This is a genomic window from Sorangium sp. So ce362, assembly GCF_051519845.1.
GTDB lineage: Bacteria > Myxococcota_A > Polyangia > Polyangiales > Polyangiaceae > Sorangium.
Genome location: NZ_CP150332.1, coordinates 8943169 through 8956002 on the forward strand (window position 1 = coordinate 8943169; position 12834 = coordinate 8956002).

Here is a 12834-nt window from a genome sequence, read left to right on the forward strand (position 1 = left end):
GCACCCTCATCGCGCGAGCTCCGCGAGGAGGGCGTCGAGCTCGGCGTTCGTCGCCTCGTAGCGCCTGTCGAGGAACGACTGCAGCGCCGCCGCGGCGCGGCCCTCGGCGGCGCGCGTGTCGGCGCCGCGCGCACGCGCGGCGCGGAGCAGGGCCCCCACCCGATCGAGCTTTCGGCGCAGGATCTCCTGGTCGAGCCGCAGCCCGGCGGTGGTCGCGACGAACGTGTCGACCTCGGAGGCCGCCGCGGCGACGTCCCCCTCGGCGAGGGCAGCCTCGGCGCGCGCCGCGGAGGCGCGCAGGCCGGGCGGGAGGTCCGCGGCCTCGATCCCGCGCTTCGCGAGCGAGGCGCGGGCGGCGTCGAGCCGAGCGCGCAGCGCGGCCGCGCGCTCGTCGACCGGCGCGCCCTCCAGCCTGGCCGGTGGCGCAGCGAGGGCTTCGCCGGCTTCAGCGCGGGCGGGCAAGCCGCCGTCGGCGGCAGACGGCGCGGAGGCGCCCCCGGAAGGCGCGGAGGCGGCTGCTGGGACGCCGCCGAGGGGCCATGACGCGCTCGGAAAGGACGCTTTCGCCGCGACATCCCCGGCCGCGGGCGCCGACGGGACCCCGGCAACGCTGTCCCCGCTCACCGCCGTGGCGACCGGAGCGGCCCCAGCCGCGGGCGCGGACGGAACCTCGGCGGCCGTGCCTCCGCTCGCCGCCGTCGCGACCGGCGCGACCCGCATCGGGATCGCACGCGACGCCGCTCCGCCTGCGCGCAGCATGCGCTCTCCGACCAGCGCGCCGGCGAGCAGCGTCGCGGCGAGCGCGGCGATGGCGGGCCACGCCGCGCGGGCGGGCTGCGGGCTCCCGGCGCGGGGCTGTCCCGTCTCGGAGGAGGGCGCGGCGCGCGGCGGCTCCGGCGGCGGCGCCGGGGCAGGGTCGGGCGCGCAGGGCGCCGGTCCGGGCAGGGCAAGGGCCTGCGCGCCGCGGGCCAGCCAGGCCCGCTCGTCGCCCCGGAGCTCGGTCTCGAGCAGCGGGGCGAGCGCGCCGCGGAAGGCGGCGGCGGTCGGGAATCGTTCCTCGGGGAAGCGCGCCAGCGCGCGGGCGAGCACAGGGTCGAGGCGCGGGTCGCCGCCGAGCGACGAGGGCGACCGGCGCGGCGGATCCTCCGCTGCGCGCAGCAGCGAGAGCTCGTCGGCTGCGTCGAGCCAAGGCCGGCCGGTCACGAGCTCCCAGAGGAGGATCCCAGCGGCATACAGATCCGCGCGCGCGTCCACGCTCGATCCGGTCACCTGCTCGGGCGCGAGATACGCGAGCTTGCCCTTGATGACACCGGTCCGCGTGCGCGCGTCCCGGAGGCGCGAGCGCGCGATGCCGAAGTCGCCGAGCTTGACGGCCCCCTCGCGCGAGACGAGGAGGTTCTCCGGCGTGACGTCGCGGTGCACGATCCCGAGCGGGCGGCCCGCCGCGTCCGTGGCGCCGTGCACGAACGCGAGCACGTCGAGGAGCGTCGCGGTGACATGCAGCGCGACGCCGAGCGGCACGGCCTCCCCGGCGCGGCGGGCGGCGGCGAGGATCTCGGCGAGCGTTGCCCCTTCGACGTGCTCGAGGACGATCCATCCGCCCGCCGCGTCCTCGCCGTGCTCCAGCGTACGGACGAGGGCCGGATGGACCGGCGTCGCGAGCGCGCGCCCGAGCTCTGCCTCGTGCACGAAGGCGCGGACGAGCTCGGGATCGCCCCGGTGCTGAGGCAGCATCCGCTTCAGCACCGCGCGGGAGGCCCGCTCGCCGCGCACGAGGAACACCTCGGCCATCCCGCCCACGGCGATGCGGCGCACGACGAGCCAGCCGGGGGCGGCGGGGCCATGGAGGTCGCCCTCGGCGGCCGGCTCACTCGACCCGGAGGCCATGCTTCTGCATCAGCCGATAGCACGACTGGCGGGAGAGCCCGGCGAGCCGCGCGGCCTCGGAGACATTGCCCTGCGCCCGCGCGAGGAGGTGCTCGAGGTAAGCTTGCTCGAAGCGCTCGGTCCATGTGCGCTTCGCCTCGTGGAACGGCTCACCGACGGGGATCGGCAGGCCGCCGAGCTCGGCGCCGCCCGGCGCCCCGCTCGAGGTGCCGAGCAACGACGCCGCCGGGACCCCTGGGAGCGTCAGGAACCGCTCGACGACGTTGCGCAGCTCGCGCACGTTGCCCGGCCATGTGTGGCTCGCGAGCAGCTCGAGCATGGACCTGGGCAGATCGATCGGGGCGCCCGGCGCGAGCTTGCCGAGGAAGTGGCTGACGAGCCGCGGGATCTCTTCCTTTCGCTCTCGAAGCGGCGGGAGGCGGACCGTCACGACAGAGAGCCGGAAATAGAGATCTTGCCGGAAGCGCCCGGCGCGGACCTCGGCCTCGAGGAGCCGGTGCGTGCAGGCGATGTACCGGACGTCGATGTGCCGCGGCCTCGGCTCGCCGAGGCGGCAGACGGTGCGCGCCTCGAGCGCGCGGAGCAGCTTCGGCTGGAGCTCGAGCGGGAGCTCGCCGATCTCGTCGAGGACGAGCGTGCCGCCGTGCGCCGCCTCGAAGAGGCCCTCACGGGCCTCGGTGGCGCCGGTGAACGCTCCGCGCGCGTGGCCGAAGAGCTGCGCCTCCAGCAGCGTCGGGCTGGCCGCGCCGCAGTCGAGGATCACGAACGGCCCATCGCGCCGCGGAGAACGCTCGTGGATGGCGCGCGCGGCGAGCTCCTTGCCCGTGCCCGAATCGCCGAGCACGAGCACCGTCGCGTCGCTGCGGGCCGCGCCCTCGAGGAGCGCGAAGGCGGCGCGCATCGGCGGGCTGTGGCCGAGGAGATCGCCGAAGTTCATGGCACGCGAGAGCGGGAGCTCCCGCGCCCCCGCCTCGAGGGTGAAGGAAAGGCGCGTCTCTCCGGCGCGGATCTCCGTGGCCTCGCCGAGCCAGACTTCGCCGGTGCGCCGGCCGTCGACGAACGTCCCGTTCGTGCTCCCGAGATCGCGCAAGCGGAAGCCGAGGGGCGTGGCAGCGATCTCGAGGTGGCGCGCGCTCACCGCAGGATCCGCGAGCGTGAAATCGACGTCATCGCTCGCGCCGACGACCACCGGAGCAGCCTCGACGGCGATCGTGTGGCCCGCGCTCGGCCCGTCCACGGCCGTGAGGCGGCCGCGGGGGACGACGAGCCGCGGACCGCCTGCCACCTCGATCACACGGGTGCCGCGGGCCTCCGGTTGTACGCTGCGCTTCGACACAAGGGCCTGACCGTAGCGTACCACAGGCCCATCGGCGCTCGATCGTTATGCCTGGCGAGGCCCGCCGGCCGTTTCAGAGCGAGAATTCCATAGTTGACGCAAGTGCGCACGGCTCTCCGGGAGATCAGCCCCATGGCGGCAAGGGCGCGCGGCGCGGCATCTTGATCGGCGTCCTCACAAGCTCGGCGCGCTGACGCGCCTCTTCGTCGAGAGCGTGGAGCGGTTGTACGAAGAGCGCGCTGTGCGCCGAGGCGCGCTCAGTCCGGACGAGAGCCGCGGGGGTGCTCGCATCGTTGGTGCTAGTCCCTGTACCGCGGTATTGTACAGCGGCCCTCGTCCTGGCATGCTGTGCGTGATCGTGAGGCTGGCGCTGCCGGCGCAGCCGGGCGCCGGCCCGCCGGGCGGCGAATGAACCAGGATGAGCCCATGCCGAGCAAACCGAAGGAACAACCAGAATCCGCGCTTCCGAAGGGCATCGGGAAGCCGGCGACTCGAGCGCTCGCTGCTGCTGGAGTCTCTCGCCTGGATCAGGTCACGCGATTCTCGGAAGCCCAGCTCCTGGCGCTCCATGGCGTGGGGCCGAAGGCGGTCGGGATCATCAAGGCCGCGCTCGAGGCCCAGGGAAAGTCTCTCGCCAGGAGCGGGTAGCCCTCGCCGGCCACGCGCTGCATGACGCAGCGCCCGGCTCCGGCGGGCGGCTACCTTGATCCGGCGTCGGGCCGCCGGGGCAGCTCAGTCGCCGCCGCTGACGCGATGGTTGATGTACTTCCCCGCCAGCTTCCCGAGCTGGTTCGCCGCGTCCCGCGCGCGCCCGCCGGTCGATGGGTTGAACAACGTCGCTGGCGACTTCGCCTCGATCAGGATCTCGTCGAACACCCTCCCGGCCGGGTCGGTGATCTGCACCGTCGCTTTGAGGAGCGTGTGCTTGTTGAAGACTCCCGTGAAGATGCCGGGCTCGTAGAACGTCACGTTCGCGCGGATGAAGAACGGCGCGTCGGCGGCGCTGATCGCCTTGACGACGATGGCGTCCTCCGACGCTGCCTCCGCCATGAGGGCCTCCGTGAACTGCTCGTTCATCGCCGCCTTGTCCTCCTGCCAGCTCTGCCGCTGCTCGGCGTCCTTCTCGGCCATCCAGTCGGCCTCGGTGACGTCGCCGACCTCGAGGGCGAGGAACGCCACCGGGACGACAGCGAGGCGCCCCTTGCCGTAGAACGGGTTCGGCACAGCCTGACGGGTGGTCTTCCAGGGATGCCCGCACGCGGCGAGCAGGGGAGTCAGGCAGAGCAACAGGATCCAGAGCGCATGTCGACGGTGCACGGAGGGCCTCCTTCTCAGGCGGTGGCGGCGCGCGGGTGCGCGGGCACACGATGCTAGCGGCAAGCGCCGCCGGCAGAGCAAGAAAGCGCGCGCCGCCCGCGAGCGTGGGCGCGGGCGCGGACGCGCGGGCGAACACGGCGAGCCCACTCGAGATGCTTGACAACAAAAGTTGTCAATCTAGGATGGTCGTCGTGCTGGACGTGGAGGTCATCGAAAACCCTGCCGCGGCGGTCGTCGCGCTCGACCCGATCCGGAGCCGGTTGCTCTCGGAGCTGGCGTTGCCGGCCTCCGCCGCCAACCTCGCGGAGCGGGTGGGCCTGGCGCGCCAGAAGGTCAACTATCACCTGCGCGCGCTCGAAGCGCACAAGCTGGTGCGGGCGGCGGGCGAGCGCAAGTGGGGCGGCCTGACGGAGCGCCTGTTCGTGGCGACCGCGAGCGCCTATGTCGTATCGCCGGGAGCGCTGGGGCCTGTCGCCGCGGATCCACGGCGGACGGTGGATCGTCTCTCGGCGAGCTACCTCGTCGCGCTCGCCGCGCGCGTCGTTCGCGAGGTCGGCGGGCTGTGGCGCCGCGCGCTCGGCGCCAAGAAGCGGCTGGCGACGCTCTCGATCGACACGGAGATCCGGTTCGCGTCGGCCGCGGAGCGCGCCGCCTTCACCGCCGATCTCGGCGAGGCGATCGCCGAGCTCGTGGCGCGATACCACGACGCGAGCGCCGCCGGCGGGCGCGACCACCGCCTGCTCGTGATGGCTTATCCGAAGCCGAGCGATGAACCGAAAGAGGAGGAGACATGCCGATAAGGAGCGACGCACGAAAGCGCTGGGTCGAGCTCGAGTTCCTGGTGCCCGGGACGCCGGAGCAGGTGTGGCACGCCATCGCGACGGGCCCCGGCATCAGCGCCTGGTTCGCGCCGACCACCGTGGACGAGCGCGCCGGCGGGAAGGTCGAGTTCACGTTCGGCGAGGGCGTGACGTCCTCGGGGACGATCACGGCGTGGGAGCCGCCGACGCGCCTCGTTTACGAGGAGCACGGCTGGAGCGGGGACGCGCCGCCCCTCGCGTCGGAGTTCGTCATCGCCAGCCGCTCGGGCGACAGGTGCGTCGTGCGGCTCGTGCACAGCCTGTTCTCGACAAGCGACTCCTGGGACGATGAGATCGAGGGGTTCGAGCGCGGCTGGCCCGGCTTCTTCCAGGTCCTGCGCCTGTACCTGCGTCACTTCGCGGGCCAGAACGCCGCCGCCGCGCGCGCGCTGCGCGGAACCCCTGGCACGCATGCCGAGGTCTGGAAGCAGCTCGCCACCGCGCTCGGCGTCCACGGCCCCAACCTGGGTGAGCGACGGTCGGCGCCGGCAGGTGCCCCGCCGCTCGCCGGCACCATCGAGCACGTCGAGCAAGGCGACGAGACCTGTGAAGTCCTGTTGCGTCTCGAGCAGCCGGCGCAGGGCATCGCGCTCCTCGGGAGCTACCGCTGGGAGGACAAGGCGCGCGTCGCCGTCAGCCTGTTCTTCTACGGCGATCGAGCGGCCGAGACCGCCGCGGAGCTCGAGCCACGATGGCGCGCCTGGCTGGAAGCTCGCTTTCCGGCGAACGCCGTGCAGAAGGCGAACGCGTAGCGGCCTGCTCCGCCGGCAGGCCCCCGGGGCTAATCGTTGATCCAGTAGCGATAGCCGTTGGTGCGGAAGGGCACGGCGAGCTCGCGGCAGACCTCGGCGATCACATCGGGGGTGAAGAAGTAGTTGCGGATGCGGGCGAGGTGATCGCCGTCGGTCTCGACGGTCCAGACGGTGCGCACCGCGGGGCCGGTGTCGTGATCGAACCAGAAGAGCAGCAACAGCGCGCCGCGATGCTCGCGCACCTCGCAGCGCGGCGGGCCGCCGAGGTAGCCGACCAGGTGCCGGGCATCGACCCCGCCGGCGTCGGTGGTCGTGATCGGCGAGAGGCTGCCGACGAACGACCCGGTGTGCGGATCGGCCGGGGGCTCGCGCCCGTACTCGGTGACCACGCCGACGATCTCGGTGATCGAGCTGTCGAGGAGCAGCGAGGTCAGGGCCGGCAGGTCGCGGGCGTTGAAGGCGGCGCAGAAGGCGTCGAGCACGCCCGGCGCGGGTGCCCGGGGCTCGTCGGCCTCGGGCGCCACCAGCTTGCCGCGGCCGCGGTGCAGCGCCGCCTTGACCGCGCCGACCGAGGTCGAGAGCGCCGCGGCGACCTCCTCGAGCGAGAGATCGAACACGTCCTTGAGCACCACCGCCGCGCGCTCCTGGGGCGACAGGTGCGCGACAAGGGTGCCGGCGGCCTCCCGTGACGCCCGCGGCTCGTCCAGGGCTTGGCCTGGCGCCGGGCGCGCCGCCGCGGGCTCCGCAATGGCATCGTGCTCGAGCCGCCGCCGCCGGGCGCGGTCGATCCACAGGTTCGATGCCACCCGGAACAGCCAGGCGCGCGGGTTGGGCAGCTCGTGGAACAGCGTGCCGAGGGTGACGAAGCCGCGGGCCATCGTGTCCTGCACCAGGTCCTCGGCGTCCCATGGGCTCCGGGTCAGGTAGCGGCAGTAGCGGTACAGCTCGGGCCGGAGCGGCTCGAACACATCGAGGAACCGCTGCCACGATGCCTTGACGTCGTCGCTCAGCCCGCGGAGGTCGCCCGGCTCGTGGCTCATGCCCAGACCGGCTCGTAGCACAGGACCGACAGCCCGCCGCCCAGGTTCTGGGTCCGGATCTGCCGCAGCGCGAGGCGCCTGTCGCGGCGCGCGAACAGCGGCGTGCCGCCGCCGAGCACCACCGGGTGCACCACCAGACGGAATTCGTCGACGAGGCGGTGCTCGATCAGGGTCGACACGAGGGCCGCGCCGGCCCACGCGACGATCGGCTTGCCGGGCTGCCGCTTGAGCGCGGCGATCTCCTCGGGGTTACGGGCCACGCGGGTGTTGGCCCACGCGGCATGCGCCAGGGTCCGCGACAGCACCACCTTGGGCAGGGCGTTCATCTTGCGGGCGAACGAAAGGTCCTGCGGCGAGCGCGGGCGAGCCTCGGCGTCGGGCCAGTACTGGAGCATCAGCTCGTAGGAGGCGCGGCCGTACACGGCCAGGCCGACGGAGTCGATCATCTCGTCGCAGTACCGCTCGAACTGCGGGTTGCCGTCCTGGAACCAGTCCAGCTCGCGGTTCGGCCCCTCGATGTAGCCATCGAGCGAGGTGATCATGGAGACGTAGAGGCGTCGTTCGGTCGGGGTTGTCGTCGTCATGGCCCACCAACGAACGGCGCGGCCGGCAGGATACGGGGGGACGAGGAAATTGTTGCGGGCCGACCCCACCCAGGTTGGGCCGACCGGGCCCCACCCAGGTTGGGCCGACCGGGCCCCACCCAGGTTGGGCCGACCGGACCGACCGCTGCGCGACGCATAGGGGCTCCTCGGGCCTGACGTCATCGCGGAGCCAGGGACGAACTTGGGCTTCTTCCCTGGTGCCGGCGGACGATCGAAAAAAAAAAAAAAACAACAACGATTTCAAATGGTTCCGCCTTGCGGTCGGCCAGGTCCGCTTCCGGCATGGCCCAACGCGGGCCCAATGAATAGGCGTTTGCGGGACTGCGCCGGGACCTCGCCGCCGCTGCTGCTCAGGCGCAGTCCCGCAAACGCCTATTCGTTCTGCGCTCCCGGTAGTTCGACACGAACTACCGGGGTACGCGCCCGGAAAGAACATCAAGGCGTGTCGCGGGGTTAGCTGTTCTTGGAAGCGCCGCTGAGGGGCTGAAAAACGGGGGAACGAAGGGCTCGATTTGGTAGTTCTGAGCGCCCCTCGACGCCGCGCGGACGTGACCCCGAGGGGGCGCCGGGACCGGCTGCGATCGCGGGTGCGGCCGGGCCGTGGCGGTAGCGGCCATCGGCGGCGTCGCGTCAGATCCATCGCACATCGGCCCACGCTGCCAACGGAACTGCGTCCATTCCGTGCGGTGTCGGTCGTGGGGCGCTCCTCATCGGCAAGGAGCTCGGGCAGCCTCCGCGCGTCCGGCGCGCTCGGCGAGCACGTCCAGCCGCGGATTGGCTTCGTCCTCGGTCCAGCACGTCGGCAGGTTGGCCGTCCAGGTGTTCCCGGGCAGCCGGACGGAGCCCACGCCGTTGGCGCGCATCGCTCCTATTGGTTTGCGGTCGACGCGAGCAGCCGGCTTCGGGTTTTCCGTCAAGCTCGCCGGGCTCAGCGAGTCCGCGTCGGGCGCAGCAATCTCCTCGGACGACGACGGGCGCTCGTCGCAGCGGCTCGATCGCGCCCGCCGGCTTGGCGGACGCTGGCACGCGGGCGACGTCGTGCAGCCCAGGGCGCACCGCCGTCCGTGCGCTCTCACGGCCACGTGGACAGACCGCCAGTGACAGCAGCCTGACGAACACTGGCGCCGCGGACAGCTGCGCAGTGGCCCACGCTCTGGACGGTATGACCCATGTCCATTGGGGTACCCTCCTCCAGGTTGCATTTGACGACCAATCCTGCCATCAGAAGAATTGGTTGCATCGCCAGGTTCTCCGGGCGGTACCAAAGGGGGAAGTAACCGATGAGAACGGAATGCGGACGGGTCGCATCGGCGGCGATGTTCGCTCTCGTGCTCGGTGTCGCTTCGACGCAGGTAGAGGCATCGGAGCTGAGCGCCGGTGTAAGTCTCGGCTGGATCCAGGCTGGCACTGCGCCGCGCTTCGCGGTAGGCCCGCATGCTGCGATATCGTGGCACCTTAAAAAGAACCTCCTGTTGAAGGTTCATGATCTGTGCAGCGTTGTGCCTCCAATCCAGATAGGCGGACCCGGCGCTTACAATCACACCTCCGTTGCCCTTGGATACAGCTGGATGGATGGCGACATTGGCGTGGGCCCATCGGTTGCGCTCTACTTCATGCCAGCGTGCGGAAGCACCTTGTGTGGACAGGTTGCCGGGGTGGCGGTAGGCGGACATGCGCAAGCCAGCGCGTACATTGCGGGGCCGCTGGGCATATCGGCGAGCGCCAACCTGGATTGGATCGACGGAAGAAGTCTTGTTCTACCAGGCTACGCATCCGTCGTTGTTGTTGCCGGCCCCGTGATGCGATGGAGTTCCAGATGAGCTCAAGAACGAGCCTGCTTTTCATCGTAGCTATCGCAGTTTGGGTGTTGGCGGCATGTAACTGGACGGTGGGAGACTGCTACCCTCGCGAGGAATGGACCTCGGGCGCAGGTGCGGGGCCAGGTTCGGAGCCCGTTCCGGTCTTCAGCTCCAGCGCAGCCGGTGACTTCGGTGATGCGCCATCGGGAGAACGGCAAGGCGCCGGCGAGCAAAAGATCCAGTGCAACAAGACGGATAGTTCAGACGAAGAGGAAGAAGAGCGCCCGAGAGACAGCTCGGAGAGTCCGACAAATGGCACATGCTCAGGCCCCGGTGACACCGCCGGAGACGGCCAGACTTACGTATTCTGTAGCGACATCTGCAGCTCGAAGTGTCCGCCGGCCGGAGTGAACGGCTTCTCGCCAACCATCTTCAATTTCGTCACAACGATCCACGACGATGGAACAGGAGAATCGGGAGGCTGGCAAAAAGCCACCGTTAGTCTGAAGGTCAAGCGATGGGTTGAGATATATCCGGAGTTCTGGGAATGTCCACAGATGACGTTCGGGATGCCACTGCGAAACAAAGCTCAGGGGCAAATTCCAGCGGACGAGGCCGCGCGCATCAGTGCCGATGTAGCGACCAAAGCTTCGCGTAAAATAATGAGGGCAAACCCCACTATTCCGCGAGGAATCTACTGTACCATGTTAAAGGACGAGATGGACATCAGCCTCCGCAAGCGCGTGGATGGGTCCAGAGTCACACAGCCATGAAGCACGGGGTCGAGGAGTTGTTCGACGTCGTATATCGCTACTACCCTCGGCGAGTTCCGTACGAGGATCTTGGTCGCGTGCAAACAGAAGAGAATCGTCGGCTGGTGGACGCCCGTCGCCGAGCCGGCGCCGACTGCGAACGGTGGCTTGGCATGTTGCGGCGCCTGCGTGAGCAGTTCCCCGAGAACGAGGTCGACAATTTCTCAGTTCATCTCGCGATGGGAAGTCACGACGGCTGTTATTCCGGCTCTCTCTATCTTCCGAAGGCCACCGGAGAACACCGACATGCAATCGAATTGAGGGTGAGCTTCCTGGTCCCTTATTACATCGTCTACAGCTCGCGCCTCGTTGATGATCTCGAGGGGATCGAGAGGAAGAAATCGCTCCGCGCGACGCCACCTCGTGCCGTCACGATCTTCGTCCATGATACGGCCTACATCCTGCCCGCCTGGGTTGGCAAGCTGATCAAGCTGGTCAGGCCCGAGCTTGTCGAACCACCTTCGATGGAAGATAAACCCACGCGGCAGGTCATCTCCTTTGAGCTATCGCCCGATGAGCAGCCGTACGCTGCAGGGATCGCCCAAGAGATCGAAGCGACATGGGGATACGAGCGCATGCCGCCGGAGGTCGGCAACGTGGTCGTGCCGGACGTGGCGACCAATCTACGACATTTGGGAGAGGCCAGGCTATACGATTGCCTTTTTTCAGACGCATGGTAAGCCGTTGATGCTCTCAACCTCGACACTCACCGACACCCCAAGCGATCTGGCAGAGCATGATGCGCAGCGGACCGGGCTCGAACCGTCCACAGCGGGCCGAGCTCGCCGACGTGTCCTTCGACCTTCGCGCCCGGTTCTATCAAGCCGGATAGCTCGCTGCGGTAAGCTTCAATCCAGTTATTCAGGAAAGCGCAGCGTCTCGACCTGAATGCCGTCCTCCCCCGTGATCGTCTCACCCGACCAGTCCCAGCTGATGCCGCCCTTGCCCGGCGGACCGAGCTCGTAGGTGACGCCCTCCAGCGTGAGCTGGTCCTCGTCGAGGTAGGCGATGCCGATCGAGTCGCCGCCGCGCCCGGGGCCGCCGTAGCCGCCGTCGCCCCCTCGGCCGCCGTCGCCACCGTCGCAGGACCACGTGCCGTCCCCCACGGCGCCGCCGAGCTCGCCTCGCCCGCCTTTGCCACCTTCCTCGGGCTCCCCGCCGTCGCCGCCTGGACCCGCGTCGATGGTCGTGATGACGCTATCGCGCAGCGTCACCTTGGCATGAAGCGCGACGATGCCGATGGTCGGGTGCCCGTTTTCGCCCCCTCGGCCACCCCTGCCACCGCAGCCGCCAGCGCCGCCGGAGCCGCCGCCGGCGCCTCCCTTGGTGGCCACGCCGCACACCGCGAGCTCGCCTCGACGGCCGCCGCCCCCGCCGCCGCCTTGACCCGGCATCCCCCTGCCGCCGTCGCTTGCCCACTCACCCACCCAGCCTGTCTCGGTGATGCGTCCGATGCCTTGACCCGCGGCGCCGACGGCGCCGATCATGCCGGAGAGCCCGGGGGATCCATTGCTGCAATGGGCGCCTGGCACGTCTCCGCCTCCTCCCCAGCCACCCTGCCTGGAGTTTGGGTCTGGCATCGGCTCCCCGTCGTTCCCGTCCTCCGCGCCGTCGGGGAGCCCGTCGCCTCCCTTGCCGCCAACGCTCGGGATTCCACCGTCGCACGGATTCACCACCGCCGGGCCGCCGGGAACGGTATCCGCCGAGCACGCATCGTCGCCGTACACGCCATCCGGTCCGTCCGCTGCACGATGTGGCCCGCGCCCCCCATCATGACCTGCCCAGCCGTACGACGTGCCAACCTCGCTGCGGATGAGCTCCACGACCGTGTCGGATTGCACGAGCATTCCGGTCGGGCCGCCCGACTTGAACCGCATGTCGACGATCGTCGATACACCGTCCGCGGCTCCCGTATCTCCGGCGCTCGCCGGTACGACGAACAAGGCGATGCCGTCGATAGCTGAAATCTGAAGCAGCGAGCGCGTGTCGGGCATGCGATCCCAGTCGATGCAGCTGAAGCCTCCGATGAGATCCACGCCGGAAGGCAGCGTGAGGGGCCCGAAGAAGCCGTCCGCGCACGCGAACACGCGCCCGCGTCCGGTACGTGCGAGCTCCACGGCGCGCTGCAACGTGCGCACGGGCCGCTCCTTCGTACCCGGGTTCGTGTCGTCGCCGTCGCCCCAAACGCCGGCCACGAACACCCCGCAGCCATCCTCCCACACGTCCGCGGCGAGGCGCTCGAGACAGAACGACTCTGTCGGCGCGTCCCCCTGACACGAGGAGGTGCCGTCGCAGCCCGTTCCGCCCGGCTCGTTGGGACCCGGTGCGGTGCCGCAGCCGGCCGCGACGAGGAGCAGCGCGGGGGACAGATAGATCGCTCTTGTGGTTCGCATCGTTCTTCCTCGATGTCGCGTCGTGCATGGGGG

General features: G+C 70.1%; 10 protein-coding genes. 4 read left to right on the forward strand and 6 right to left on the reverse strand.

The window, feature by feature from the left end; all coding sequences use genetic code 11:
- Positions 1-6: 6 nt before the first annotated feature.
- The 3 genes from WMF17_RS34335 to WMF17_RS34345 form a co-directional block, all read right to left on the reverse strand.
- Positions 7-1887, reverse strand: coding sequence for a serine/threonine-protein kinase (locus tag WMF17_RS34335; protein ID WP_437597505.1), 1881 nt, complete (start codon positions 1885-1887; stop codon positions 7-9).
- Positions 1868-3223 carry a sigma 54-interacting transcriptional regulator gene (locus tag WMF17_RS34340; RefSeq protein ID WP_437597507.1) on the reverse strand — a complete coding sequence of 452 codons (1356 nt, stop codon included), beginning with the start codon at positions 3221-3223 and terminating at the stop codon, positions 1868-1870. The genes WMF17_RS34335 and WMF17_RS34340 overlap by 20 nt, the downstream gene beginning before the upstream one ends.
- A 732-nt stretch (positions 3224-3955) precedes the next feature.
- On the reverse strand, positions 3956-4540 hold the full coding sequence (locus tag WMF17_RS34345; RefSeq protein ID WP_437597508.1) for a hypothetical protein: 585 nt from the start codon (positions 4538-4540) through the stop codon (positions 3956-3958).
- A 191-nt stretch (positions 4541-4731) separates the two neighbouring features.
- Here WMF17_RS34345 and WMF17_RS34350 point away from each other — a divergent pair, with 191 nt between their 5' ends.
- Together WMF17_RS34350 and WMF17_RS34355 are read left to right on the forward strand one after the other, a co-directional pair.
- Complete coding sequence (locus tag WMF17_RS34350) at positions 4732-5340, forward strand: helix-turn-helix domain-containing protein (RefSeq protein ID WP_437604331.1); 609 nt, start codon at positions 4732-4734, stop codon at positions 5338-5340.
- Positions 5331-6152: an SRPBCC family protein gene (locus tag WMF17_RS34355; RefSeq protein WP_437597509.1), complete on the forward strand. Its 822-nt coding sequence runs from the start codon at positions 5331-5333 to the stop codon at positions 6150-6152. Before WMF17_RS34350 ends, WMF17_RS34355 begins: the two co-directional genes overlap by 10 nt.
- 29 nt (positions 6153-6181) lie before the next feature.
- Here WMF17_RS34355 and WMF17_RS34360 read toward each other — a convergent pair whose 3' ends face one another.
- Positions 6182-7192, reverse strand: a complete 1011-nt coding sequence (locus tag WMF17_RS34360; protein ID WP_437597510.1) for an RNA polymerase sigma factor — start codon at positions 7190-7192, stop codon at positions 6182-6184.
- Positions 7189-7776, reverse strand: coding sequence for a dihydrofolate reductase family protein (locus WMF17_RS34365; protein ID WP_437597511.1), 588 nt, complete (start codon positions 7774-7776; stop codon positions 7189-7191). Before WMF17_RS34365 ends, WMF17_RS34360 begins: the two co-directional genes overlap by 4 nt.
- A gap of 1837 nt (positions 7777-9613) precedes the next feature.
- On the opposite strand from WMF17_RS34365, the gene WMF17_RS34370 reads away from it, so the two are divergent.
- Both WMF17_RS34370 and WMF17_RS34375 read left to right on the forward strand, forming a co-directional pair.
- Positions 9614-10369 (forward strand): hypothetical protein, encoded by a 756-nt coding sequence (locus WMF17_RS34370; RefSeq protein ID WP_437597513.1) that lies wholly within the window; start codon positions 9614-9616, stop codon positions 10367-10369.
- Complete coding sequence (locus tag WMF17_RS34375) at positions 10366-11088, forward strand: hypothetical protein (protein WP_437597514.1); 723 nt, start codon at positions 10366-10368, stop codon at positions 11086-11088. Before WMF17_RS34370 ends, WMF17_RS34375 begins: the two co-directional genes overlap by 4 nt.
- A 177-nt stretch (positions 11089-11265) precedes the next feature.
- Here the strand turns inward: WMF17_RS34375 and WMF17_RS34380 are convergent, their stop codons facing one another.
- Positions 11266-12801 (reverse strand): hypothetical protein, encoded by a 1536-nt coding sequence (locus WMF17_RS34380; RefSeq protein WP_437597515.1) that lies wholly within the window; start codon positions 12799-12801, stop codon positions 11266-11268.
- Positions 12802-12834 lie beyond the last annotated feature (33 nt).

What these genes read in the sequence shown, in the direction of transcription:
- WMF17_RS34335 (WP_437597505.1), bottom strand. Translation starts at nt 1,887, where the DNA reads ATGGCCTCCGGGTCGAGTGAGCCGGCCGCCGAGGGCGACCTCCATGGC.
- WMF17_RS34355 (WP_437597509.1), top strand. Translation starts at nt 5,331, where the DNA reads ATGCCGATAAGGAGCGACGCACGAAAGCGCTGGGTCGAGCTCGAGTTC.
- WMF17_RS34360 (WP_437597510.1), bottom strand. Translation starts at nt 7,192, where the DNA reads ATGAGCCACGAGCCGGGCGACCTCCGCGGGCTGAGCGACGACGTCAAG.
- WMF17_RS34365 (WP_437597511.1), bottom strand. Translation starts at nt 7,776, where the DNA reads ATGACGACGACAACCCCGACCGAACGACGCCTCTACGTCTCCATGATC.
- WMF17_RS34370 (WP_437597513.1), top strand. Translation starts at nt 9,614, where the DNA reads ATGAGCTCAAGAACGAGCCTGCTTTTCATCGTAGCTATCGCAGTTTGG.
- WMF17_RS34375 (WP_437597514.1), top strand. Translation starts at nt 10,366, where the DNA reads ATGAAGCACGGGGTCGAGGAGTTGTTCGACGTCGTATATCGCTACTAC.
- WMF17_RS34380 (WP_437597515.1), bottom strand. Translation starts at nt 12,801, where the DNA reads ATGCGAACCACAAGAGCGATCTATCTGTCCCCCGCGCTGCTCCTCGTC.